Consider the following 24245-nt stretch of genomic DNA (forward strand, 5'->3'; position numbering starts at 1 on the left):
GAGGCAACATGAGCAAAGGCTTAAAGGGCAAGCTGGTGCTGGCCATTTCTTCTCGAGCCCTGTTCGATTTGAGTGATAGCCATCAGGTATATCTGAGCAAGGGGATCGAGGCGTACCGGCAATATCAGATTGAGCATGAAGATGAAGTGCTGGCGCCGGGGGATGCCTTCGCGCTGGTCAAAAAGCTCCTCAGTTTTAACGCAAGCCTGGGGCGTAACCGGGTTGAAGTGGTTCTGGTCTCGCGCAACAGTGCCGACACCGGACTGCGGGTGTTCAATTCAATCCAGCACTACGGCCTCGATATCTCCCGTGCAGCCTTCAGCGGCGGGCGCAATCCCCATCCGTATCTCAATGCCTTCGGCTGTGATCTGTTCTTGTCGACTCATGCCGAGGATGTGCGCAGCGCACTGGATGCGGGCTTTGCAGCGGCGACGATCCTGTCGGGTGGCGCGCTGCGGGCCGAGAGCAACGAGCTGCGCATTGCCTTTGATGGTGACGCGGTTTTGTTTTCCGATGAGGCGGAACGGGTTTTCCAGTCTGGCGGCCTGGAGGCTTTTCAGTCTCTAGAGCGCGAATCTGCTCGCAATCCACTGCGTGGCGGGCCGTTCAAGGGCTTTTTGGAGGCGCTTAACCTGCTGCAACGCGAGTTTCCTGACGACTCTTGCCCGATTCGAACCGCGCTTGTCACTGCTCGCTCGGCACCGGCCCATGAACGGGTTATTCGTACACTGCGCGATTGGGATATTCGTCTGGATGAGTCGCTGTTTCTCGGTGGGCTGGACAAATCGGCGTTCCTGGAAGCGTTTGCTGCCGATGTGTTTTTTGATGATCAGGCAGGCCATTGCGAACGGGCGCGTCAAGTTGTCGCTACCGGTCATGTCCCTCACGGCATCAGCAATGAATCCCGGGACTGCGCCCCTGAGTAAGCGCCACATGCAAGTTGTCGAGCGGGTCTTCGCAGTTGTCCGGGCGCTGCTAAGCTGAATCTACCTCGTCCATTAAAGCTGTCGGGAAGGTCGCATGATTCGCTCAATTCTGTACGCCACTGACCTTGGCGTTTATGCGCCCGTTGTAATGCAGCATGCGTTGGGGCTTGCCCGCAGCTTCGGCGCAGACCTGTTTGTGGTGCATGTGGTCGAACCCATGGGGTTGTTTGCCGAGTCAGTCCTGCAGAGCTACCTCGATGAACAGGCGTTGAATGAACTGCATCGCCAGGGCATGCACACCATGCTTTCGAATATAGAGTTGCGTGTGCTTGAGAATCTTCGTGAAGAGTTGGCGGGGTGGGAGCCGGAACTGGCCTTGATTCGTTCGGTCAAGGTGATTCAGGGTGAACCTTCGCAGGTCATTTTGGAACAGTCACAAAAGTTGTGCGTAGACCTGTTGATCCTGGGCAGTCACGCCCAGCCCACGGGGGGCGAGTCGCATTTGGGGCGAACCGCAACCCGGGTTATCGAGCTGGCGCAGGTGCCGGTGTATCTGGTGCCGCTGATACAGCGTCGGCGCAGCGCTGATGTGTAAGGCTGATGAATCGATAAAAACGATAAAAAGTTCTAGATTTCTTATTCCAACCTTCCATATAGTTATATATCGCCGCCGATACCCTTGGCGTCTATCAGCTTTGAGGGATGCATATGAAGCTTCAACAATTGCGCTACATCTGGGAAGTGGCGCACCACGACCTCAACGTTTCGGCTACCGCACAGAGCCTTTACACCTCACAGCCGGGTATCAGCAAACAGATCCGCCTGCTTGAAGACGAGCTGGGGGTCGAAGTCTTTGCCCGCAGTGGTAAACACCTGACCCGAGTGACGCCGGCAGGCGAGCGCATCATCACGACAGCTGGCGAGATCCTGCGCAAGGTCGAAAGCATCAAGCAGATCGCTCAAGAATTCTCCAACGAGAAGAAAGGCACGCTGTCGATTGCCACCACCCATACCCAGGCGCGTTATGCCTTGCCGCCGGTGATCAGCAACTTCATCAAGCAGTACCCGGACGTCGCGCTGCATATGCATCAGGGCTCTCCTATGCAAATTGCCGAGATGGCCGCTGATGGCACTGTCGACTTCGCCATTGCCACTGAGGCCCTGGAGCTGTTTGGCGATCTGGTCATGATGCCGTGCTACCGCTGGAATCGCTGCGTGGTCGTGCCACAAGGTCACCCGCTGACCAAGCTGCCCAAGTTGACCCTCGAAGCCCTGGCTGAATACCCGATCGTGACCTACGTGTTCGGCTTTACTGGCCGTTCCAAACTTGACGAAGCCTTCAGCCATCGCGGCCTGACCCCAAAGGTGGTGTTCACTGCGGCTGATGCTGACGTGATCAAGACCTATGTGCGTTTGGGCCTGGGTGTTGGCATCGTGGCCAAAATGGCCGTCGACACCAAACTCGACAACGACCTGGTGGTACTGGATGCCAGTGAGCTGTTCGAGTCCAGCATCACCAAGATCGGTTTCCGTCGTGGCACCTTCCTGCGCGGGTTCATGTGCGACTTCATCGAGAAATTTGCCCCGCACCTCACCCGTGAAGTGATGGCAAAGGCTATTGCCTGCCACAACAAGCAAGAGCTAGAAGACCTGTTTGCAGGCGTCGAACTGCCGGTGCATTGATCACGGGCAGCGCACAAATCCTGTGGGAGCGGGCTTGCCCGTTCCCACATTTATTTGGGCGTTTTACTGCTGCGAATTACGCGTATGCCGGTAATCGCTCACTGCGTCATACACCGCCCTGCGCAGGCGGTTGATCCCGCCAATCGGCCGATGCTCTTCGATGCCATGCCACGGACTGAACGACAGGTTGTCACACGCCAGATTCTGGCTTGGGGTGTCGAAGTCCTGAGGGGCAATTTTGACCCGCGCCACGGTCTCGAAGGGGGCGTCAGACTCTTTCCATTCAATGCTGGTGTCTTCGATCGGCATGAAGCGATTGGCGTTCTGGCGTTGAATCTGCAACACAAAACAGGCGGCAACCCGGTCTGTGGAGAGTTGCTGGTTCAAGGCATTGCGCAAGAAGTTGGGCAGCGCCTCATTTTGTTTCGGTAACGTGTAAGCCGGGCAGCTGTCAGGGTCCGGCGCTACACGGTATTTGGCATTGGCGGTGCCAAACTTGTAAGGCGATACCGAAAAATACGTGGTTTGCGTTGGGCTCGTCGGGGCGGGCGCCAGTGTGGCCAGGGCAATAAACAAATGGCGGATCTGCCAGCTGCGTGGATCCCATGACGGGAAGAAGGCCAGGGCCTTTTTGCCATCTGCCTGCGCACCGATGTTCTGGCGGTATTCGGCCACATCGCTGACGAAGAAGTTGGGGTGGTTGAACATCACAAAATCCTGTTCGCCACGGCCCTGCTGACTGGGTAGCAACTGAGTCCCCGGTACGTCCAGCAACTTGATCGCCATGCCCCGCGCATCACGGATGCTGTCGAATTGCGGGTAAGCGTTGCCATTGGACAGACGCATCACTGCTTGCCAGTGTTTCCCCGGTGTTGCGAATACCCCTTCACGTAATGCCGGATCGAGGTCGTCGAGCACCTGGACCTGCGCTTTGACGCAACCGTGAGCCTTGGCGTGTGCATCGCGCAGATAACGAGTGTTCTCGCGGTGCTGGTCAACGATCCTGATCGCTGTCTGAAGAGTGTCCTGGGTCATGGCGGCTTCACCCGCCGGGATTTGCTCCTGGGCCGAGACGGGGCCGCGATGCTGCCAAGCGTACCAGCCCGTGGCCAATCCCCAACCGAGCAACCCCAAGGCGATCAGCGCCAGTAGTAACCTGCCCAGCCATTTGCCGAGTCCAAGCCAGAAAGCGGTCAGCATGCAAACATCCTTTTAGCGAAATCTTCAGTGTATGAAGGGCCCATCATTGGTTGGGCAACTGTTGTTCCAGGGGGCCGCCAAGCACCTTCAAGTACTCCAGCAACGCCCAGCGTTCTTCGGGTTGCAGCAAGCGCCCGATTACGCCGTTACCGCCAAGGCCGGCGCGGAATTCGTGCCCGCTGTTGTGGTTGCCGCTGATACGCGTATCGAGCACAAACCCGCCGTCAAAAGCGTGTGTGCGGTAGCCCAAATGCCGCGGGTCGTACTCGAAGCTGCCGCGATAGAAAGTCTGGTCGCGCTCGGCCTGTGGCGATAGCAACTGGTACAGCGTAGGCACTGAACCGTTGTGCAGGAAGGGCGCAGTGGCCCAGATCCCGTCGAGGGGCCGCGCCTTATAGGCACGTACTTCCAGGACCCCGATCGGCAAGCCAAAACCGTTGAGGCGCGCCTGCTCTTGCGGGCCAATGTTGGCGTCATGGTAGGCGCGCTTTTCAACAAACGCAGTAACGTAGGCCAGGCCCTTGGCGACGGACAGTTGACTCATGTCCAGAGGTGTTTCGGTTTTGGGGTACAAGTCCACGTTCATACTGGCCAGTTCAACCGGGTCCCATTGCAACGCCCTGAGGTCGTATCGATTGTCGGCAATGTTGTTAGCGGTATTGGGATCGGTACCGATCACCTCGACCGGCACTATTTTCAGTTGCTTGACCAGGCGCCCGTTTTCTTCGACCACAGGCGGCACGTGACAGCCAGCGCAGTTTTCGTTGAAGAGTGCACGGCCTTTGGTTGCCAGAGGGCGATCAATCTTGCCGAACAACTCTTCGGGCCAGACCGGGGGCTTGAGTTTTTGCAGGGTTTCTTCGATCAGGTGCAAATCGTTTACCCGCACGCTGGACGGGTAGCGTGCATCGCCTTGCAGTGGTTGGCCGTGGGCATCGAAAAAGTTCAGGGTGGCGCCAACGCCAAGGGCTTCGCCAATATTGCGCGCCATCGGCTGCTTGGCTGATCCGTTCCACTGTACCCAGTCGAACGTCCACATGTCCCACAGGTGCGGATAGTCCACCGGGGCGTTGGCTACGCGGTAGTTGGCCGGGGAAATGGCATCACCGAAGCTTGCGTTGGCGATTCGCCCGAAAGCATCGGTACGGCCCGGCCCTTCAAGTGTGGGATAGAGGCCGCGATGGGTGTCATTCCAGGCCACCGCCAAAAACGTATCCAGGGAGGCCTTGAAATCCTTGCGCAACTGTTTGTGCTGCGCTGCGTATTGGTCGCCCAGGACCGTGCGTGCGAAACGCTCGAATTTCCAGGGGTTGTAGTAGGTCGCAGCGAGGCTGGCGACCAATGCTTGACCAAAACTGCCGCCGCGCAAGGTCGGTACGCTGGATGGCAGCACGTGTTGTGCCGGAGCGCCATCAATGCGCAGTGCCTGGCCTTTGAAGCGCAGTTCGCCGGTGTGGCAGGCAGCGCAGGTGATGTCCAGGTACTCAACCTTGCTGCCCGGGTTCTGGTGGCGCGTAAAGCCTACGGGCAGGTTACCCGGGTTGGCGGGGCTGGCGTGTTGCTGGGGATCGACTAAAAAACCGAAGCGCGCCAAATACTCGGGCGCTGCGAAAGGCTGTTTTGAAAAGGGCAGTTCGAGGGCGCTGAACCAGTCGTAATGCAAACCTTTAACTTGTGTGCCCTGGGGCGTGTAGTAATAGGTTTGGCGCTCGGCAGGGCTCCACTGATCCAGGTAATGCAGTTGCTGCGGGGGCTGGTAAACAGGCAGTTTCGGGTTGGCAATATAGTAGATCACCAGCCCAAGCAAGAGGATCAAAGCCAGCAGCAATCCCAGCAGAACACGGTAAAACAGACGCACAGTAACGCTCCTTGTAAAAATAATTACAGCCTTATGCCTCAGGGAGGGGCAGGCATCAAGTGACCTGTAGGCTTTGGAGGGTTTAGATAGGTGTTAATAAAAGTTGCTGTAATAGTGAATTGTTATTAATGCATGAACTTATCGGCATTTCGTCCCTCTTATGCCGGTAGCCATTGGTCGCGGCCGCCTGATAAGCTCGCGGCTTTACTCGATTGCCCATTTGGCGCATGAACAAGGAAATAGCATGAAACAGCATCGGTTGGCGGCAGCTGTGGCCCTGGTAAGCCTGGTACTGGCGGGTTGTGATTCGCAGACCAGCGTAGAGCTGAAAACCCCGGCGCAAAAAGCCTCGTACGGCATTGGCCTGAACATGGGCAAAAGCCTGGCTCAAGAAGGCATGGATGATCTGGATTCCAAGGCCGTAGCTCAAGGCATCGAAGATGCCGTCGGCAAGAAAGAGCAAAAGCTCAAGGACGACGAACTGATCGAAGCGTTTGCAGCACTGCAGAAACGTGCTGAAGAACGTCTGACCAAAATGAGCGAAGAAGCCTCTGCTACTGGCAAAAAATTCCTCGAAGAAAATGGCAAGAAAGCGGGTGTTGTCACCACCGCGTCTGGCCTGCAGTACGAAGTCATCAAAAAAGCCGATGGCCCTCAGCCTAAAGCTACCGACGTGGTGACTGTTCACTACGAAGGCAAACTGATTGATGGCAAGGTGTTCGACAGCTCGGTTGAGCGTGGCAGCCCGATCGACCTGCCGGTTAGCGGCGTGATCCCGGGTTGGGTTGAAGGTCTGCAACTGATGCATGTTGGCGAGAAGTACAAGCTGTACATCCCTAGCGAACTGGCTTACGGCGCACAAAGCCCAAGCCCGTCGATCCCGGCCAACTCGGTGCTGGTATTCGACCTGGAACTGCTGGGCATCAAAGATCCTGCCAAAGCAGAGCAAGACGCGGCCAAATAAGTAGCATTTCGTACGCGTAGCGCCCCGTCCCGACGGGGCGTTGTTGTATCTGCAGTCAGGGTTTTGTTTGCCCGGGTTGTGTCCTGCAAGGTTTCAAATCGCCCATAAGTTCCCTTGGCTAGTAGTTGCTGACTGCCAAGTCAATGAATTTATGGGTTTTTTTATGTGTGTAAAAAACGCCCGATCTGACTCCAGCCCTTATGGGGCGGGCCTTTCAGCGTTAAAAAACAGCTCTGTTCACAAGGTTATCCACAATTTGTGTGGATAACATTTTCGCCCAGCGGATCGATAAGGTCTGTTTTCACAAAAATTTCACCTCAGAGTGAAAAGCCGGGAGACCTTGGTGGCTGATAGGATTAAGCTTCAAGGGAAAGTTCTGACTCGATTTATTTAAAAGTCTGACGGGGTTTAGTAATGGATCTTCAAATCATCAAGCGTAATGGTGAGCCTGAATACGCCGTTCTTTCATGGGAAAGTTACCAGGCGCTGCTCAAGGCTGCAGGCCTCAAGGAGCGAACTGCAACGCCTGACCCTGTATTGCCGACACCCGCACCCGAGCAGGTGCACCCCGGACTCGATCAACTGCGCAGCCTGCGCGAGAACAAGGGCCTGGCCCTTGAAGTGCTGGCGCGCACAGTGGGTATCAGTCCGTCGTATCTGGGCATGATAGAAACCGGTGAGCGTCTCCCCGACCTCGCCATTCGTCGCAGCTTGGCCTGGGAGCTAGGTATCCCGGGCTGGAGGGAAGCATCATGAGCGTTCGCATCAGTCGTCAACACTGGGATGAGTTGTTGGCTGAGCTCGATCAGGCGCGTCGACAGCGCCACTTGCTGACGTACCGTGCGCTACTGGAACGGTTGCAATTACCGAGCCCTGCAATGTTGACCCTTACCGCAGCACTTGAGCACCTGGCGGCCATGGATGCCAGGGCCGAGCAGCCCTTGCGCAGTTCGCTGGTGATCAGTCAGGGCGCAAGTCGCCTGCCACGTACCGGATTTTTTGAATGCGTTGAGCGACTTGGACGCTTCCCCGGCCCGCCGGATGGCATTGCGGCCGCATCATGGCATGCCTCAGAGGTGGTGCGCGTGTTTGAGCATGCTTATGAGCACGAGGAGGCTTGAGTGCTCTGGCGGTTTAAGGCGCGCCTGAGCTACTGGCTGGCGCGCAAGTTGTTTCGCTGGTCCTGGTGCGTCCGCCAGCCGCGTATCTGGCGCTGGATGGAGGGGCAGTTTGCTCGGATGGCCAACCTTGGCGATACCCGTGCCCAAAGCTTCTATGGGCACATTCTGGCCTTTCGCGGCCAAGGCCTTGGAGCGAAGGAGGAGGGCGTACGCCTGTTGCGTCTGGCAGCATTGAGCGGCGACGCGAAGGCAGCTTATCAAGTGGGTGTTTTCAGCCTGGCGGGTTCGCTCGGCAAGACCCCGGATGCTGCAGAAGCGGCGCGCTGGTGGACGATGGCGGTAAAGGCGGGACATCCACTGGCCGCGCACAAGCTGGCGATGTTGTATCAGGAAGGTGGGCCGGGATTGCTGGCTGATCCGCAATTGGCCCGGCTTTACCAATAGCCAATAAATAAAAAGGGCGGGACGCATAACGCGGCCCGCCCTTTTTTTCAGCCTTGATTTACTTCTTTGCCACTTGCGAGCTGAGCTTGAGGTAGTCCAGCAGAATCCGCCCGGTTTCACTCAGGTAGGCGTCATCTTCCGGTTTGGTCTTTTCAGGCTCTACCGGCAACGCATCTTCGTCTTCTTTCTTCATTTCCTTGAGCGGTGCTTCGCCTTTGGCCTGACGGCGAGCGTTCTCCATCACCAATTGCTTGGCATCGATATCGGCGTGCTGTGCACGGCGCTCGGCCTCGTTCAGGCTGACGGTCTTCTCGGCCATCAGTTTTTCGGCCAGAGCCAGTTTGTCGCGGATAAAGATGAACTCCGCATCTTTTGCCGCGCGCGTGTCGTGGTTGGCTTTTAGCCGGTCGATGTAAGGCTTGAATGGATCCGACGCGGGCTTGATTGCTGGGCGGATCGTGTCCCAGGGCATGGCTTCAGGCAGTGCGCTTTCGCCGATTTCCTTGGTGTCGATAATCGACGGGAAAGCGACGTCAGGCAGTACACCCTGATGCTGGGTGCTCTGGCCGGAAACCCGGTAGAACTTGGCCAGAGTCAGTTTAAGCTCGCCGTGGTTCAGTGGCTGGATGGTTTGCACCGTCCCTTTGCCGAACGTCTGGCCGCCGATAATCAGCGCACGATGGTAGTCCTGCATGGCGCCGGCAAAAATCTCCGAGGCCGAAGCCGACAGGCGGTTGACCAGCAACGCCATCGGGCCCTTGTAGAACGCGCCCGGGTTTTCGTCTTCAAGTACGTCGACCTTACCGTCGGCGTTACGCACCAGAACCGTTGGACCCTTGTCGATAAACAGACTGGTCAGCTCGGTCGCTTCCTGCAACGAGCCGCCGCCGTTGTTGCGCAGGTCGATAATCACGCCATCGACTTTTTCTTTCTGCAACTCGGTCAGCAGTTTTTTGACGTCGCGGGTGGTGCTCTTGTAGTTCGGGTCGCCTGCACGGAACGCTTTGAAGTCCAGGTAGAAGGCCGGGATTTCAATCACGCCGAGCTTGTAGTCTTTGCCATCCTGTTTCAGGTTGAGGATCGACTTTTTGGCAGCCTGTTCTTCAAGCTTCACCGCTTCACGGGTGATGGACACAACCTTGCTGGTCTGGTCGTTCGGTGCGTTGCTGGCTGGAATCACTTCCAGGCGCACCACGGAGCCTTTAGGGCCTCGAATCAGTTTGACCACTTCGTCCAGTCGCCAGCCGATCACGTCGACCATCTCTTTGTCGCCCTGGGCAACGCCGATGATCTTGTCAGCCGGTGCGACTTGCTTGGTCTTGTCGGCCGGGCCTGCTGGCACCAGTCGAACAATTTTTACCTGGTCGTTATCGCTCTGCAACACGGCGCCGATGCCTTCCAGCGAAAGGCTCATGTTGATGTCGAAATTCTCCGCGTTATCTGGCGACAGATAATTGGTGTGCGGATCGTAAGACATGGCGAAGGTGTTGATGTAGGCCTGGAAGATGTCTTCGCTGCGGGTCTGGTCCAGGCGTGACAGCTGATTCTTGTAGCGCTTGGTCAGCAGTTCCTGGATTTTCGCAGGCTCTTTACCGGCGATCTTCAAACGCAGGACTTCGTCCTTGATGCGTTTGCGCCACAGGTCATTGAGCTCGGCTTCGGTCTTGAGCCACGGAGCGTCCTTGCGGTCGATCTGCAAGGTTTCGCGTGCCGAGAAGTCCAGCGAGTCAGGGCCTTTTTTCAGCTCTGCAAGGGCGAAGTCCAGGCGCGATTTGACCCGGTCCAGGTAGCGCTTGTAGATGATGAATCCGGGATTGAGATCGCCGCTCTTCAGGAAGTCGTCAAACTGGTACTTCCATTTGTCGAATTCGGCAATATCGCTGGCCAGGAAATAGCTGCGAGAAGGGTCGAGCAACTTCAGATAGCTGTCATAGATGATCGCGGAACGCGCGTCATTTAATGGCGGCTTGCTGTAATGATGGCGCTTGAGCAGCTCAACAACGTTAAGACTGGCAATTACCTCATCACGATCGGGCTGAAGGTTATCCCAACTGTTAGCGGCGAACGTATTGGCCGAAAACGGCAAAACGCCTAGGCCAATGAATAGGGCAAGTGCGGTGCTAGGGAATAAATGCTTCATGCTGATTCGACGCGGGGGCAATTGATAACGCATATTAGGCCGTCTTTGAAGTCGCCGGTTCCATCAAGGACCGGTCGCATAATGCAAAAAGCCCGGTGCAACAGCTCCGGGCTCAGTCCAGACTTACTATGGAGGCACTGTGAAAGCATTGCAAGGCGTTGAAGGTCAAGTGACATGGGTTGAAGAGCCAAGCCCTGCATGTGATGTGGGACAAATTCGAATTCGCGTGGCGGCTGCCGGGCTCAATCGGGCCGATCTTTTGCAGAGCGCCGGGTTGTATCCGCCGCCGCCGGGCGCCAGTCAGGTGTTGGGCCTGGAGTGCTCCGGGGTGGTCAGTGAGGTTGGGCCCGGTTCGTCCTGGCAGGTGGGCGACAGGGTCTGCGCGCTCTTGGCGGGCGGGGGCATGGCGCAAGAGGTGGTGGTCGATGCCCGTCACGCCCTGCCGGTGCCTGAAGGTCTTTCGCTGATTGAAGCGGCTGCTTTGCCAGAGGTGTACAGCACTGCGTGGCTGAACCTGTTCCAGCTGGCCGCCTTGAAGCCGGGGGAAAAAGTGCTGTTGCACGCCGGCGCAAGTGGTGTCGGTTCAGCGGCCATTCAGCTGTGCAAGGCCTTCGGAAGCCCGTGCTGGGTGACCGTTGGCTCGGATGAACGTTTGGCTTATTGCCAGGCGTTGGGTGCACAGGGCGGTGTGGTGCGTACCGAGGGGCTGGACAGCCTCAAGGCCATGGGGCCTTTTGATGTGGTGCTGGACCCTGTGGGCGCCAACTACGCCGAATCCAACCTTAAGTTGCTGGCGCTGGACGGGCGTTGGGTGTTGATCGGTTTGATGGGCGGTCGCAAGGCCGAGCTGGATCTGGCGCAGGTATTGGGCAAGCGTATCCAGCTGTTGGGTTCGACCCTGCGCAGCCGCAGCGATCAGTTCAAGGCGGACCTGCTCAGTGATCTGGGGCAACAGGTATGGCCATTGTTCACTGAGGGCCGCTTGAGCCCGCAACTGGCAAAAACCTTCCCGATTGAAGAGGCTCAGGCCGCGTTTGCCGAACTGGCCAGCAATCAGGTGTCAGGCAAGTTGGTGCTGGTGATAGACAGCAGCCTGAGCTGATCCTTTAAGAGGGAGGCAGACTGTGTAGCCGCAGCCTGCGGCAGCGGCTACAGGAAAACGGCAACTGTGGGAGCGAGCCTGCTCGCTCCCACATAGGGCTTGACCTACAACAGAGTCTCTACAGGTGTGAGGTGTTACTTCCAGTGATGGATCGGCCATCCGGCCTTTTCAGCCTGTTCGCGCAATACAGGGTCCGGATTGACAACATGGGGATGGTCAACCTTGAGCAATAACGGCAAATCGTTACGCGAGTCGGAGTAAAAGCTCGCGCCTTCGAGATTTTCTTCCTGTTCATCCAGCCACTCCAGCAAGCGCGTGATCTTGCCCTCGCGGTAAGTCAGCGTTCCCACGGTGTTGCCGGTGTAAAATCCGTGTGCAACTTCCAGCTCGATCCCCAGCACTTCATCGATACCCAATCGTTCTGCAATGGGCTTTACCAGATGGGTGCCCGAGGCCGAAATCACCAGGATCCGGTCGCCCGCCTTGCGATGTTGGGCAATGGTTTTTGTGGCGTCACTGAAGATGATCGGTTCGATAAAGTCTTCTACCCACGGCCCGACCAGATGATTAACTTCTTCGGGAGTGCGGCCTATCAACGGCTCAAGGCTGAAGGCCATGTAGTCTTCCATCGCCAGTTTGCCCTGGCTGTAGGCGTCCATCAGCTCGTTGTTGCGCTGCATGAACGACTTCGGGTCGACCCAGCCCAACCGGCCCATCTGCTCGCTCCACAGGGTGGCGCAGTCGCCATGAATCAGGGTTTCGTCCAGGTCAAAAATTGCCAAAGCCATCAGTGCAACTCTCTCTTCAGTGAATTCAAGAACATCAGGCTACCTCACAAAGGGTGCTCGAATCGATGGTCAGCGCCACGCGTTGACCATCCGCGTACAGATCACCGGGTGCACGGTTGAGCACGTCGACGATCAGTTGCACACCTCGCACCTCTACCCGGTAGCGGATGACGTTGCCCAGCAGGCTGTGGTTGAGGATTACCCCGTCGAGTTCGCCCTGCAGGCTCAGACCCACGGTTTCAGGGCGGATGGCGATACGGCTGCTGATCGGGCGTTGCAGCAAGCGGCTGGCAGTGTCGGGATCCAGCAGGTTGTAGTTGCCGATAAACCCGGCGGCGAATGCATCCACGGGTGCGGCATAGAGGGTTTGGGCATTGCCGCTTTGAACGATGTGGCCCTTGTTCATCAGGAATATCCGGTCGCTCATGACCAGCGCTTCTTCCTGGTCGTGGGTGACGAAAATCGTGGTCAGGCCCAGCTCGCGCTGAATGGTGCGGATTTGCTCGCGCAAGTGCTTGCGAATTCGCGCATCCAGCGCCGACAGTGGCTCATCCAGCAGCAGCAGGCGCGGACGCGTGACCAGCGAGCGCGCCAGGGCCACGCGCTGGCATTGGCCGCCTGACAGCTGATGCGGGTAGCGCTTGGCAAAATCATTCAACTCCACCAGTTGCAGCACCTCGGCTACCCGCTTGTTGCTGTCATCGCTACTGACCTTCTGCATGCGCAGGCCGAACGCAACGTTTTGCTCGACGGTCATGTTGGGGAACAGCGCATAGCTTTGAAACACCATGCCGATGCCACGCTTTTGCGGGCTCAGCGGCACGATGTCCTGGCCATCGAGCAGGATTTTGCCACCGTCCACGGGCGTTAACCCTGCGATGCAACGTAGCAGCGTGGATTTACCGCAACCGGATGGACCGAGCAGGGTCACGAACTCGCCCTTGGCGATGCTGCAGTTGATATCGCTGAAAATAGGGGTGCCGGAATAGGATTTTTGCAGGTGTTCGACGCTGACGAAGCTCATTGGCTTTTGTCCTTGTTCAGGAAGGTGGCAACCCAGGTCAGCACCAATACAAAGAGGAAATAGGAGATCACGAGCGCGCTGGTGAAGTGGCCACTGCTGTTACGCATGTTGTTCAAGAACACCTGCAAGGTTTCGTAGCGGGTGCCCACCAGAATGTTGGCGAACACAAACTCGCCAAACAGGAACGAGAACGACAGCAGCAGGGCAACCATCAAGCCTTTGCGCAAATTGGGCAGCACCACCAAAAACGCCGCCTGCCAGGTGCTGGCACCCAGCAGTTGGGCTGCGTCCATCAGGTCGCGCAGGTTGATTGCCTGCAGGTTGTTGGTGATCGCCCGGTACATAAAGGGCAGTGCCACGGTGAAATAACAGCCGATCAAAATCCAGGGTGTGCCGACCATTTGCAACGGGCCTGAGCCGTAGAGCTGCAGCAGGCCTACCGATGACACCACTGGCGGCACGGCGAAAGGCAGCAGGATCAGGATGTTCATCAGCGCATCGAGCCTGGGGAAGTGGTAATGCACCACAAACAGCAACGGCAGGATCAAAATCACCGACAGCACCAACGCAGCCACACAGACCAGCAGCGACTGGCCGAAGGCTGCGAGAAAGCGCGGGTCGCTCCACAACTGGCTGTACCACTTCAAGGTAAAGCCACTGGGCAGGATGGTCGCCGACCAACTGCTGGCGATGGAGTAGACAAGCGTGCCCAGCAGCGGCAGCAATAAAATCAGAAACAGCAGCCAGACAACGCTGCGATGGTAAATGCCGGGGGACCCGGATTCAGCGCGCGACATGGTAGCTCCTCTTTAACAGCCACTGATGCACCAGTGTCACCAGGGTCATCAGCCCCACCAGAATCACTGCCAGGGCACTGGCCATGTTCGGGTCCAGACTTATATCGCCCGAGACCATCGCAGCAATGCGGATTGGCAATACGTTGAAGTTGCCGGTGGTCAATGCATACACCGTGGCGTAGGCGCCAAGGGCGTTGGCCAGCAGAATCACGAACGTGCCCAGCAGTGCCGGGGTGAGGACTGGCAGGCCGATATGGCGCCAGAACTGCCAACTGCTTGCACCCAGTAACGAAGCCGACTCTCGCCAGTCTTCCCTAACCGCATCAAAGGCGGGGTAAAGCAGCAGTACGCCAAGCGGAATCTGGAAGTAGGTGTACAGGATGATCAGGCCGGTTTTTGAGTAAAGGTTGAAGTCCTCAATGATCCCCGCCTGTTTGAGCATGATCGTAATGCTGCCGTTAAAACCCAGCAGAATGATGAAGGCGAAGGCCAGGGGAACCCCGGAGAAATTGCTGGTCATGTTGGCGAACGCATTGACGAAATTGCGCAGCCGCGAATCCACCTTGCGCAACGAGTAACTGCCCAGGATGGCGATCACAATGCCGAACAGACTGGACCAGAAACTGATCTCCAGGCTGTGCTGGATGGCTTGCAAGTAGAATTTCGAGTTGAAGATCTTGATGAAGTTGGCCATGCCCCAGCCGCTTTCTTCAGATTGCACGCTGTGGATCAGCACCCACACCAGCGGGGCAATTTGAAACACGATAAAAAAACGGCGAAGGGCACCAGGCACAGCAACGCAAGCCATTTGCCACGGCTCATGGCGCTGGCCTCAGCAGGTCACGACACAACGGTTTGTCATGGGTCACACCCAGCAACTCGCAGATCGTGCCGCACAACTCGGTTTGTTTGGGGGTGACATCCGGGTTGAGGCTGAACGCATCGCCCAGTACAAACAGGGGGACTTCACGCTCTTCGGGCAGCATGCCGTTGTGTGAGCGGTCGTTGTTCATGCCGTGATCGGCCGTCACCAGCACCTGATAACCGGCCTGCAGCCAGCCTTGCAGGTAGTCGGCCAGAATGATGTCGGCCGAGCGCGCACTGTTGCGGTATTGCGGGGTGTCGAGACCGTGCTTGTGCCCGGCGTCGTCGATGTTCATGGGGTGAACCAGTAAAAAATTCGGTGTGTGCGCCACCCGCAGGCTTTCGGCGTCGGCGAACAAATGGGAATCGGGGTAGTGATCGCTCCAGTAGAAGTGCCCGTGCTGAATGGGTAAATCGGCTGCAACGGTATGGCGGTCCCGGGCGATCACAAAGGGCGAGCGGTTATACAGTTCGCTGACCCAGTGATAGGCCGCTGCCGCAGTACTCAGGCCACCGTCGCGGGCGTAATGGAACACGCTGCGCTGGTTGGACAGGCGCGACACATTGTTGTGCACGATGCCGCTTTCAATGGGCGGCACACCCGTGAGGATGCATTCGTAAAGAGGGCGCGACAGCGCGGGCAATTCGCAGGTGAGCTTGTAGAGTGCAGCACGACCCGCCCCGACGTAGGCTTGCAGATGGCCCATCGCCTGGCGGGCTACCTCGTAATTCAAACCGTCGAGGACTACCAGGATAACGTTGTGTTTCATGTCCGGCGACTCCGCAAACAGAAGTAGCATGCCAACTGCGTAGTCGCTGCCGAGGTACGAAGGCTGCGAGCCTTTCGCAATCAAAGGCTCGCAGCCTTCGTACCTCGGCAGCGACTACAGGTCTTGGTTCAGCGGGTTACTGCATATTGATAATGACTTCTTCCTGCCACAGCTGCGGCAGGGCCTTGGAGGTTTTTTCCCAGGCGTCTGCGTCCTTGATCGGGGTTACATTTTTGTATTGATCATTGGAGAGCAGCTTGGCTTGAACGTCATCAGGCAGCTTCAAGTGCTCGGCACGAATCGGCCGTGCATTGCCTCGCGCCAGGTTGGTTTGCCCTGCATCGCTGAAGATGTATTCGCGAGTCAGCTTGGCCGCGTTCGGGTGCTTGGCGTATTTGTTGATGATGGTGGTGTAACCCGAGATCACCGAACCGTCCGATGGAATCAGCACCACGTAGTCATCCGGGTTGACCATTTTGGCTTTGTAGCTCAGGCCGTTGAAATCCCAGACCACGCCCACTTCCACTTCACCTTTTTCCATGGTGGCGATGGTCGGGTTGGCCAATGACAAGCGGCCTTGCTTGGCGATGTCGGCAAACATCAGCAGGGCAGGCTGGATGTTCTTTTCACTGCCGCCATTGGCCAGTGCAGCGGCCAACACGCCATTGGTGGCTTGCGCCGCGGTGCTCACGTCGCCGATGGAAACCTTGTATTTACCTGATTTCAGATCAGCCCACTTGGTTGGGACTTCTGAGCCGTGCAGCAGCTTTTTGTTGACGATAAATGCAATGGTGCCGGTGTAGGCCAGCGCCCAGTTACCGTCCTTGTCCTTGGCCCAGTCCGGGATCTGGTCCCAGGTGGTCGGTTTGTAAGGTTGGGTCACACCTTTGGCAACCGCGATCGGGCCGAAGGCTGCTCCCACGTCACCGATGTCGGCGCTGGCGTTGTCTTTTTCAGCGGCGAACTTGGCCACTTCCTGCGCAGAGCTCATGTCGGTATCGATGTGCTTGAGCCCATAGAGCTTGTTCAGATCCGCCCAAGTGCCTTTCCAGTTGGCCCAGTCATCGGGCATGCCGACACTGTTGACCGTCCCCTCTGCCTTTGCTGCGGCTTCCAGGGCTTTTAAATCAACATCGGCGGCCATGGCCGATGTGCACAGGGCGATGCTTGAACCTAACAGTGATGCCAGGAAAAACCGTTTCATCCGAAGCTCCTTGGGCGTTTTCAACGCTGGGTTTTATTGCTCTTTTGCGGTGGGTTGGTCTAGGTCAGCAATACCTGAGCCAATTTAAGCCTGACTGATGACACTTTAATGTCGGCATTACATGTGCAGGTGATATTGCAGGCCTGTGTGAGCGTTTCGGCTAAGCGTAGACCATCGCGCAGGGCTTGATTGGCAAGGGCTGTGGCATTTTCTGATGGGTCTAGGTACAGACACTGTCATGCAACAGTCATGTGCTCTGACTAGGCTGCGGCTATCGAGGTTTGGTGTGTTTTCAGGCCGTGCCTGCCCACATTTGGTGCTGGACTAGTCCAGTCAGGTAACGTTAATGCGAGAAGGTGTACCCAAAGCGGTGACAGCGATCAGTCGCACGCTGCAAGAGCAAATTGAGCACGGCCTGTTGGTGTGCGGCAGTCAGTTGCCGGCCGAGCGCAAACTCAGTGAGTTGTTTGCCACCACTCGGGTCACGGTGCGCGAAGCGCTGTTGCAGCTCGAAGCCCAGGGGATGGTCTATCGCGAGGAGCGCCGCGGCTGGTTTATTTCGCCACCACGCCTGGCCTACAACCTAATGCAGCGCAGTCACTTTCACGCCATGGTCACGGCCCAGGGGCGAGTGCCGTCCACCGACGTGATTTCGGCGCGCCTGCTCCCGGCCACGGCGGCGGTATGCGATCGCTTGCAGTTGCCGGCGCTCTCCAGTGTGATCCAGATCTGCCGTGCCCGGCGGATTGACGGGCGGCTGGTGCTGTACGTCGAGCACTATCTGAACCCGCAGTATTTCCCACACATTCTTGAACTCGATCTCACCCAGTCGATCACCGAGCTGTATGCCCGGCATTACGATTTGCATTACGGTCGGGTGCGTTTCGAAATCGTGCCAACGGCGCTGCCGGTGCAGGCGGCGGCCACGCTCAAGGTCTCAACGGGCAGCCCGGGCTTGCAAATTGCGCGGGTCAATTACGACCAGCACGAACGGCTGATCGACTGTGACCTTGAGTATTGGCGACATGATGCGATTCATGTCGGGGTGGATGTGCAGGAGCGTTGAATTCCCCCTGGTTTTTGGAGGCAACTCACTCTGTGGGAGCGGGCTTGCTCGCGATGCATTCGGCGTGGTGTGTCAGGTAAAACGCGCTGATGTCATCGCGAGCAGGCTCGCTCCCACAAGGCGTGAGCGAACATCAAAGATCAGTCCTTTTGCAACATACCACTGCCCGCCGTCACGACTTGTACGCTCAGACGCGGGGTCGCCAGGTCAAGTCCGGCTTCATCCAGATGCCGCTTGAGGGACAGGTTGAACGCCCGCGACACTTCCCATTGCTTGATAGGCGCGGTCTTGAAACGGGCGCGCAGGATGGCGCTGCCGGACTCAAAGCTTTCGACCCCCTGGATCTCCAGCGGTGACCAGATATTGCGTCGCTGCAGTGGGTCGTTCCGCATTTTTTGTCCGACCTCACGCATCAGTTTGATCGCATCGTCGATGTCCATGTTGTAGGGGATCGCAACCCGGAAGATGGCGTAGCCGAACTCACGGGAGTAGTTCTTGATGCTTTTGATTTCGCTGAAGGGGATGGTATGCACGATGCCGTCGATATCCCGCAGGCGCACCGTACGAATCGTCAGCCCTTCAACGGTGCCCAGGTGTCCGCCGACATCGACGTAGTCGTCGATGGCCAGGGAGTCTTCAATAATGATGAACAGGCCGGTAATCAGGTCGGCGACCAGTGACTGCGCACCAAAGCCGATAGCCAGACCGATCACACCGGCACCCGCCAGCAGGGGGGTGACGTTCATGCCCATGTTGGCCAGGGCAACGATCAGCGCAATGATGAAAATCGCCACAAACAACACGTTGCGAATCAGCGGCATCATGGTCTGGGCGCGGGCATTGGCCAGGCCTTTGCGCGAGCGGGTCAGGGCGTGGTGCACGGCCGTATCGGAAAGAATCCAGATCAGCCAGGCAAACAGCAGCGTGCCGCCGAGGCTGAACAGTTTGACGCTGATTTCATGGCCTTCACCTTCGGTGAAGCTGATCAGTGACATGCCCCAGACCCGCAGTCCCAGCTCGATGAATACCAGCCACACAATCAGGTGCGCGAGGGTATAGACGAAGCTTTTCAAGCGTTCGGAATACAGGGCATGACGTTTGTGTCCACGTTGCGGTTTTTGCGAGTGACGTCGCACCAGCCCGTTGATCACCATGCACAACACCACCAGCACGGTGCAGATCAATGATTGGCGCAATGCGGTGCTGGTATCGCCCGCCGAGACAAATGTCGCGACCAGAGAAATGCCCACCAGAATCAGAGCCGGTATGAACCAGTAAGTCCCCAGGATATCGATGCTGTCGCTCAAGGCCCGTCGGGTCAGGCGCCGCGACAATGGCTGGTTGCGAATCAGGTGGGCAATGGGGCGACGGAACCGGATGATAAACAGCCCGGTGGACAGGGCGGCCATCACATTGGCAAAGGTAGCGGCCGTATGGGCCAGATGTACACCGAGGGTGGCCACCAGTCGTGGGTCACTGAGTGCTTCGCCAAAGGCGGCGAAGCTGCCGATCCACCACAGTGGACGAAACGCCTGATGCCGCAAAATATGCAGGGCACGATGGCGGTGGGGGCCATCGAGCAGTGAGAACAGGATGACGCAAATGGCCGAGAAGCAAGTGCCGATAACCAGTGCGTAAGCCAGCACCATCGCCAGGTCTTTGCCCAGCGACGAGGGCAGGGCGTAACTCATGTACACCGTGATCACTAGCGCCACCATCCACGGCCCCAGTTTGCGCAGGGCAAAGCGCAGCATGTCGACGGCCTTGGGGTGTTGAGGCAGTTCTTCGCTCAGTCCAAAGCGCACCCGGACACGGTGGCTGACCCAAATCAGCAGTGCCGCCGACAAACTCCAGATCATGATGATTAATGCAAAGCCAAAGATGATCGGCAGCCATTCGCTGGCGGGCAGCATCAGGGCCGACAGCTCTTCGTTGGCTTGGGAGATTTCTTTGGTCCAGCGAGAGGTCGGGCTGTCAGCGCCGGAGAACTGTTTTTCGAGATCTGCCAGGGTGCTGCCGATCAGCCCCAGAACACCGATCTCGGCTTCAGGCTGGGCTTTTTTGGTGGCGTCGCGCAGCTTTTTCAGGTCAGCCAACAGCTTGCTGCGCTGCTGATCGTTTTCGAGGTTTTTGATGACCTCGTCCAGCGATTGGCCCAGCGGCTCGGTGGGCTGCGCCTGGGCTTTATCCGAGCTGCCGAGCATGCCCGGCAAGCCAACGGCCTGTGCGCTCGTCATGGGCAGCAGCGTCAGCAGGCAAACCAGCAGGAAATAAGGCAAGGCAAAAAGACGGAGAAACACTGGGCGATCAACCTCGAAGGGTGCAAATTGGCCGAGTGTACGCTAGGGCCCGCGATCATTCATTTCTTGTCACCTATAAATAAATGATCGTGAATTCAGGGCGCGGGAAACAGGGTGCCTATTCGTTCAGCTTGGCGAGAATCTTGAAAACGATAGTGCCGAAAATCAGCAGCATGCCGCACCAGATCATCAGCACGCCGACGCCACTACTGCGTTCGCGAAAGTTGAAGCCAATGGTCAGCAGCAACATGCCGCAGACAATGGGAATCATCATGGAGTGGAACGCAGACATCTCGAACATGGTTATGGACCTGTAGAAAACAATGCCCCAAGTCTAGGTCGGTTTGCGCAGATGTGTGGTGATGTGTATCAAAAATGAATCAGCCCGAGCAGATGGCTTGTACGACAGTGGTAACGAGGCTGCTCGCGATGCAGGCGACGGGGGCTTGCAGTCAAACTGCGGTGCTCCAATCGCGAGCAGGCTCGCTCCCACAGGAGGGGGGTTGTGTCTACGGCAACTGGTTACTGGCGTAAAACGCGCTGAGTACTTTGACCAGATGCGCGAGGTCATGGCTGCCGGCCAGTTCGCGGATCGAGTGCATGGCGAACGTCGGCAGGCCGATATCCACGGTACGAACACCCAGATGGCTGGCGGTGATCGGGCCAATGGTTGAGCCGCAGCCCATGTCGCTGCGCACTACAAAGCTTTGCACCGGGACTTCTACGGCCATGCACAAGTGGCGGAAGAACCCGGCCGTTTCGCTGTTGGTGGCGTAACGTTGATTGCTGTTGACCTTGATCACCGGTCCGGCATTGAGCTTGGGACCATGGTTAGCATCGTGCTTGTCGGCGTAGTTGGGATGAACGCCATGGGCGTTGTCAGCCGATACCAACAACGACTTCTGGATCGTACGTACGTACTCGTCGCCTTCAGGCAGCACGCGCTGCAGGATCTGCTCCAGCATCGGGCCATCGGCGCCGCAGGCTGAACAGGAGCCGACTTCTTCGTGGTCGTTGGCCACAAACAGGCAGGTTTCTTCGGTCTCGGTGGTGAGCAGGGCTTGCAGGCCGGCGTAGCACGACAGCAGGTTGTCGAGGCGAGCGCCGGCGATGAAGTCACCGTTAAGGCCAATGACCGCAGCACTTTGGGTGTCGTAGAAACTCAGCTCGTAATCGAGCACCACGTCGGCATTGAGGCCGTGCTCGCGGGCCAGTTGGTCGGCGAGCAACGCACGAAAATCCACACGCTCGTCGCCTGCGACCTGGGCCAGAATCGGCGGCAGCTCGGTTTGCGGATTAATCGCCCAGCCTTCGTTGGCGGTGCGATTGAGGTGGATCGCCAGATTGGGAATGGTCGCAATCGGTGCCTTGAAATCGATCAGCTGGCTTTCGACCTGGCCATCGCGGCGGAAGGTCACGCGTCCGGCCAGAGACAAGTCTCGGTCAAACCATGGCGCGAGCAGGGCACCGCCGTAGACTTCTACGCCCAGTTGCCAAAAGCCCTGACGTTGCAGTTCAGGCTGAGGCTTGACGCGCAGGCACGGGCTGTCTGTATGAGCGCCGACCATGCGGATACCGCCCTGGAGCGGCGAGTGACGACCCAGCTTGAACGCAACGATAGAGGAATCATTACGGGTGACGTAATAGCGGCCGTTGGCTTCGGTGAACCATGTTTCGCGTTCGTCGAGGCGCTGGTAACCGGCAGCCTCCAGGCGCTGAACAAGACTGGCAGTGGCATGAAAGGGGGTAGGGGAGGCCTTCAGAAAGTCGATCAGGCCTTGGTTCAACTCTTCGCGCATAAGTTACTCCAGACAGCAAGGCCGCGAGTTTAGCGCATTGATCGCAGGATTTGTTGCGGTGCAATATCTGTAGCAGCTGCCGAAGGAACGAGGCTGCGTTCGATTGCAAAGCAATCGCAAAACCTGAGTGCGCGGTTTACCTGATATGACGCGAAACCTGAATTTACGACGGCTGCGCCACCGAACGCAGCCTCGTTCCTTCGGCAGCTGCTACGAAAGCGGCGCAGTGCTTAAAACGGTGCCGGGCACTCAAAGCGCAGGCGTTCGCCCGTTTGCGGGTGAGTGAAGCTCAGCATGCTGGCGTGCAAGCACAAACGTGGCCAGGCGGCCAGAGCCTGCGGGTGGGCATACAGACCATCACCGAGCAACGGGTGGCCGATAGACAGCATATGGACGCGTAACTGATGCGACCGGCCGGTGATCGGGGTCAGTTCAACGCGGCAGTAATCGCCGCAACGCTCCAGCACCTTCCAGAAGGTCAATGCGTTTTTGCCAAACTCGTGGTCGACCACGTGCCGGGGCTTGGTCGGCGGGTCGTAACGCAGGGGCAAGTCGATGCTGCCACTGTCGAGCTCGGGTTGACCCCAGGCCAGCGCGGTATAGGCCTTTTCGGTTTCACGGTCGTGAAATTGACGGGACAGTTCGCGGTGAGTGTCAGCATCACGGGCCAGCAGAATGATCCCGGAAGTTTCCCAGTCCAGACGGTGGACGATGCGCGCTTCGGGGTAGCCGTTTTCTTGCAGGCGGGTGATGAGGCAGTCCTTGTTGTCATCGGCCCGGCCGGGCACCGACAGCAACAGGGTGGGTTTGTTGACCACCAGGACGCCAGCGTCCTCGTGGATGATGTGAATATTGGACAACGGCATTAAAACAGCCTCTTAACAAACACCAACGGCGACGAGGGAACCTTCCCGGCAGGGAAGGCGCCCAAGTCGCCGCGGTGTCAGCCGGATCGATTAACGATCAGGCAGTGTGATGTTGAGTTCCAGAATCGAGCAGCTACCCTCGTTCTCCAGGGCGATCTGTACTTGATCATCCCCGATGTTGACGTATTTGCGGATCACCTCGACCAGCTCTTTTTGCAGGGCTGGCAGATAGTCCGGGGTGCTGCGTTGGCCACGCTCGTGCGCCACGATGATCTGTAGACGCTCTTTCGCGACCGACGCGGTGGATGGCGTTTTGCGGGTACGAAAGAAGTCAAAAATGTTCATTGTCTAGTTGCCTCCAAACAGGCGCTCGAAGAATCCCTTCTTCTGTACATCCAGGAATCGGTGCTCCACGGTTTTGCCCAGCAGGCGATCAACCGCATCGCTGTAGGCCTGACCGGCGTCGCTCTGATCATCAAGGATCACGGGTACGCCCTGGTTGGACGCCTTCAATACCGCTTGGGATTCAGGAATCACGCCCAGCAGGGCAACGGCCAGAATTTCCTTGACGTCTTCAACGCCGAGCATTTCGCCCTTGGAAACACGATCCGGGTTGTAGCGGGTCAGAAGCAGGTGTTCCTTGATAGGGTCCTGGTTCAGTTCGGCGCGGCGCGATTTGCTGGCCAGCAGGCCCAGCATGCGGTCGGAGTCACGTACCGAGGATACTTCCGGGTTGGTCACTACAATCGCTTCGTCTGCGAAGTACATGGCCAGGTGAGCACCGGTTTCGATGCCAGCCGGTGAATCGCAGACCACGTATTCGAAGGTTTCCTTAAGTTCCATCAGAACTTTTTCGACGCCTTCCTTGGTCAGCGCATCCTTGTCACGGGTCTGGCTGGCGGCCAGCACGTAGAGGTTTTCCAGGCGCTTGTCTTTGATCAGTGCCTGCTGCAGGTTGGCTTCGCCGTTGACCACGTTGACGAAGTCATACACCACGCGGCGCTCGCAACCCATGATCAGGTCGAGGTTACGCAAGCCAACGTCGAAGTCGACGATCACTGTTTTGTGGCCGCGCAGAGCGAGGCCGGTACCGATAGCGGCGCTGGTGGTGGTCTTACCCACACCACCCTTGCCGGATGTAACCACTAGAATCTTGGCCAAGGTGTTTCACCCCTAAGGAAAAAGGACTTTTTAGCCCCTGAATAACATCTCTATAAACGACTGCAGGCAAACAGCCTTGGCGGGTCATCATCCGAGAGCGTAAACGCTGTTTGGGTGTTGGTTGCCTACAAGGTGAAATCTGTTTTCTCTACGAATTTGAGATGCTTG

23 protein-coding genes and 1 pseudogene are annotated in these 24245 nt (G+C 57.6%); 9 read left to right on the forward strand and 15 right to left on the reverse strand.

Going from position 1 to position 24245, the window contains the following annotated elements; genetic code table 11:
- Window positions 1–8: 8 nt before the first annotated feature.
- The 3 genes from RGV06_RS22375 to cysB all read left to right on the forward strand — a co-directional run bounded on the left by RGV06_RS22375 (window position 9) and on the right by cysB (window position 2609).
- Entirely contained in the window at window positions 9–926 is a 918-nt protein-coding gene (locus RGV06_RS22375; RefSeq protein ID WP_046809564.1) for a 5'-nucleotidase, read from the forward strand.
- A 94-nt stretch (window positions 927–1020) separates the two neighbouring features.
- Window positions 1021–1521 (forward strand): universal stress protein, encoded by a 501-nt coding sequence (locus RGV06_RS22380; protein WP_019827619.1) that lies wholly within the window; start codon window positions 1021–1023, stop codon window positions 1519–1521.
- A gap of 113 nt (window positions 1522–1634) precedes the next feature.
- Entirely contained in the window at window positions 1635–2609 is a 975-nt protein-coding gene (cysB, locus tag RGV06_RS22385) for an HTH-type transcriptional regulator CysB (protein ID WP_046809565.1), read from the forward strand.
- A gap of 63 nt (window positions 2610–2672) precedes the next feature.
- Here the strand turns inward: cysB and RGV06_RS22390 are convergent, their stop codons facing one another.
- The gene (locus RGV06_RS22390; RefSeq protein WP_046809566.1) at window positions 2673–3809 is read right to left on the reverse strand and encodes a catalase family protein; all 1137 of its coding nucleotides are present in this window, start codon (window positions 3807–3809) and stop codon (window positions 2673–2675) included.
- Window positions 3810–3852: 43 nt separating this feature from the next.
- Window positions 3853–5667: a di-heme-cytochrome C peroxidase gene (locus RGV06_RS22395; RefSeq protein WP_046809567.1), complete on the reverse strand. Its 1815-nt coding sequence runs from the start codon at window positions 5665–5667 to the stop codon at window positions 3853–3855.
- A 244-nt stretch (window positions 5668–5911) separates the two neighbouring features.
- Between RGV06_RS22395 and RGV06_RS22400 the strand changes: the two genes are divergently transcribed.
- The 4 genes from RGV06_RS22400 (at window position 5912) to RGV06_RS22415 (ending at window position 8196) form a co-directional block, all read left to right on the forward strand.
- Window positions 5912–6631 (forward strand): FKBP-type peptidyl-prolyl cis-trans isomerase, encoded by a 720-nt coding sequence (locus tag RGV06_RS22400; protein ID WP_019827626.1) that lies wholly within the window; start codon window positions 5912–5914, stop codon window positions 6629–6631.
- A gap of 414 nt (window positions 6632–7045) precedes the next feature.
- On the forward strand, window positions 7046–7387 hold the full coding sequence (locus RGV06_RS22405; RefSeq protein ID WP_019827627.1) for a helix-turn-helix domain-containing protein: 342 nt from the start codon (window positions 7046–7048) through the stop codon (window positions 7385–7387).
- The gene (locus RGV06_RS22410; protein WP_019827628.1) at window positions 7384–7752 is read left to right on the forward strand and encodes a hypothetical protein; all 369 of its coding nucleotides are present in this window, start codon (window positions 7384–7386) and stop codon (window positions 7750–7752) included. Before RGV06_RS22405 ends, RGV06_RS22410 begins: the two co-directional genes overlap by 4 nt.
- Window positions 7753–8196: a tetratricopeptide repeat protein gene (locus tag RGV06_RS22415; protein WP_019827629.1), complete on the forward strand. Its 444-nt coding sequence runs from the start codon at window positions 7753–7755 to the stop codon at window positions 8194–8196.
- A gap of 58 nt (window positions 8197–8254) precedes the next feature.
- Here RGV06_RS22415 and RGV06_RS22420 read toward each other — a convergent pair whose 3' ends face one another.
- Window positions 8255–10336, reverse strand: a complete 2082-nt coding sequence (locus tag RGV06_RS22420; protein WP_173667391.1) for a carboxy terminal-processing peptidase — start codon at window positions 10334–10336, stop codon at window positions 8255–8257.
- A gap of 139 nt (window positions 10337–10475) precedes the next feature.
- Between RGV06_RS22420 and RGV06_RS22425 the strand changes: the two genes are divergently transcribed.
- Window positions 10476–11438 carry an NAD(P)H-quinone oxidoreductase gene (locus RGV06_RS22425; RefSeq protein WP_019827631.1) on the forward strand — a complete coding sequence of 321 codons (963 nt, stop codon included), beginning with the start codon at window positions 10476–10478 and terminating at the stop codon, window positions 11436–11438.
- A gap of 134 nt (window positions 11439–11572) precedes the next feature.
- On the opposite strand, the gene RGV06_RS22430 is transcribed toward RGV06_RS22425, so the two are convergent.
- The 6 genes and pseudogenes from RGV06_RS22430 to RGV06_RS22455 all read right to left on the reverse strand — a co-directional run bounded on the left by RGV06_RS22430 (window position 11573) and on the right by RGV06_RS22455 (window position 16885).
- On the reverse strand, window positions 11573–12226 hold the full coding sequence (locus RGV06_RS22430) for an HAD family hydrolase (protein WP_019827632.1): 654 nt from the start codon (window positions 12224–12226) through the stop codon (window positions 11573–11575).
- A 34-nt stretch (window positions 12227–12260) separates the two neighbouring features.
- The gene (locus tag RGV06_RS22435; protein WP_046809569.1) at window positions 12261–13250 is read right to left on the reverse strand and encodes an ABC transporter ATP-binding protein; all 990 of its coding nucleotides are present in this window, start codon (window positions 13248–13250) and stop codon (window positions 12261–12263) included.
- Window positions 13247–14047 carry an ABC transporter permease gene (locus tag RGV06_RS22440; RefSeq protein WP_048350843.1) on the reverse strand — a complete coding sequence of 267 codons (801 nt, stop codon included), beginning with the start codon at window positions 14045–14047 and terminating at the stop codon, window positions 13247–13249. Before RGV06_RS22440 ends, RGV06_RS22435 begins: the two co-directional genes overlap by 4 nt.
- Window positions 14034–14869 (reverse strand): annotated as a pseudogene (locus tag RGV06_RS22445) (ABC transporter permease). Before RGV06_RS22445 ends, RGV06_RS22440 begins: the two are co-directional and overlap by 14 nt.
- Window positions 14866–15681, reverse strand: coding sequence for an alkaline phosphatase family protein (locus RGV06_RS22450; RefSeq protein ID WP_019827638.1), 816 nt, complete (start codon window positions 15679–15681; stop codon window positions 14866–14868). Before RGV06_RS22450 ends, RGV06_RS22445 begins: the two are co-directional and overlap by 4 nt.
- A gap of 136 nt (window positions 15682–15817) precedes the next feature.
- On the reverse strand, window positions 15818–16885 hold the full coding sequence (locus RGV06_RS22455; RefSeq protein WP_019828582.1) for an ABC transporter substrate-binding protein: 1068 nt from the start codon (window positions 16883–16885) through the stop codon (window positions 15818–15820).
- Between the two features lie 346 nt (window positions 16886–17231).
- On the opposite strand from RGV06_RS22455, the gene RGV06_RS22460 reads away from it, so the two are divergent.
- The gene (locus RGV06_RS22460; RefSeq protein ID WP_019828581.1) at window positions 17232–17951 is read left to right on the forward strand and encodes a UTRA domain-containing protein; all 720 of its coding nucleotides are present in this window, start codon (window positions 17232–17234) and stop codon (window positions 17949–17951) included.
- Window positions 17952–18091: 140 nt separating this feature from the next.
- Here the strand turns inward: RGV06_RS22460 and RGV06_RS22465 are convergent, their stop codons facing one another.
- The 6 genes from RGV06_RS22465 to minD all read right to left on the reverse strand — a co-directional run bounded on the left by RGV06_RS22465 (window position 18092) and on the right by minD (window position 24077).
- Window positions 18092–20251 (reverse strand): mechanosensitive ion channel family protein, encoded by a 2160-nt coding sequence (locus RGV06_RS22465; protein ID WP_019828580.1) that lies wholly within the window; start codon window positions 20249–20251, stop codon window positions 18092–18094.
- Between the two features lie 118 nt (window positions 20252–20369).
- A complete protein-coding gene (locus RGV06_RS22470; RefSeq protein ID WP_019828579.1) occupies window positions 20370–20552 on the reverse strand; it encodes a hypothetical protein in 183 nt (60 codons plus the stop codon).
- Between the two features lie 208 nt (window positions 20553–20760).
- A complete protein-coding gene (locus RGV06_RS22475; RefSeq protein ID WP_019828578.1) occupies window positions 20761–22050 on the reverse strand; it encodes a M18 family aminopeptidase in 1290 nt (429 codons plus the stop codon).
- A gap of 230 nt (window positions 22051–22280) precedes the next feature.
- A complete protein-coding gene (locus tag RGV06_RS22480) occupies window positions 22281–22916 on the reverse strand; it encodes an RluA family pseudouridine synthase (RefSeq protein WP_016780153.1) in 636 nt (211 codons plus the stop codon).
- A gap of 90 nt (window positions 22917–23006) precedes the next feature.
- Window positions 23007–23261, reverse strand: a complete 255-nt coding sequence (gene minE, locus RGV06_RS22485; protein ID WP_019828577.1) for a cell division topological specificity factor MinE — start codon at window positions 23259–23261, stop codon at window positions 23007–23009.
- A gap of 3 nt (window positions 23262–23264) precedes the next feature.
- The gene (gene minD, locus RGV06_RS22490) at window positions 23265–24077 is read right to left on the reverse strand and encodes a septum site-determining protein MinD (RefSeq protein WP_019828576.1); all 813 of its coding nucleotides are present in this window, start codon (window positions 24075–24077) and stop codon (window positions 23265–23267) included.
- Window positions 24078–24245 lie beyond the last annotated feature (168 nt).

Source organism: Pseudomonas sp. CCI3.1 (genome assembly GCF_034313985.1).
GTDB lineage: Bacteria > Pseudomonadota > Gammaproteobacteria > Pseudomonadales > Pseudomonadaceae > Aquipseudomonas > Aquipseudomonas psychrophila.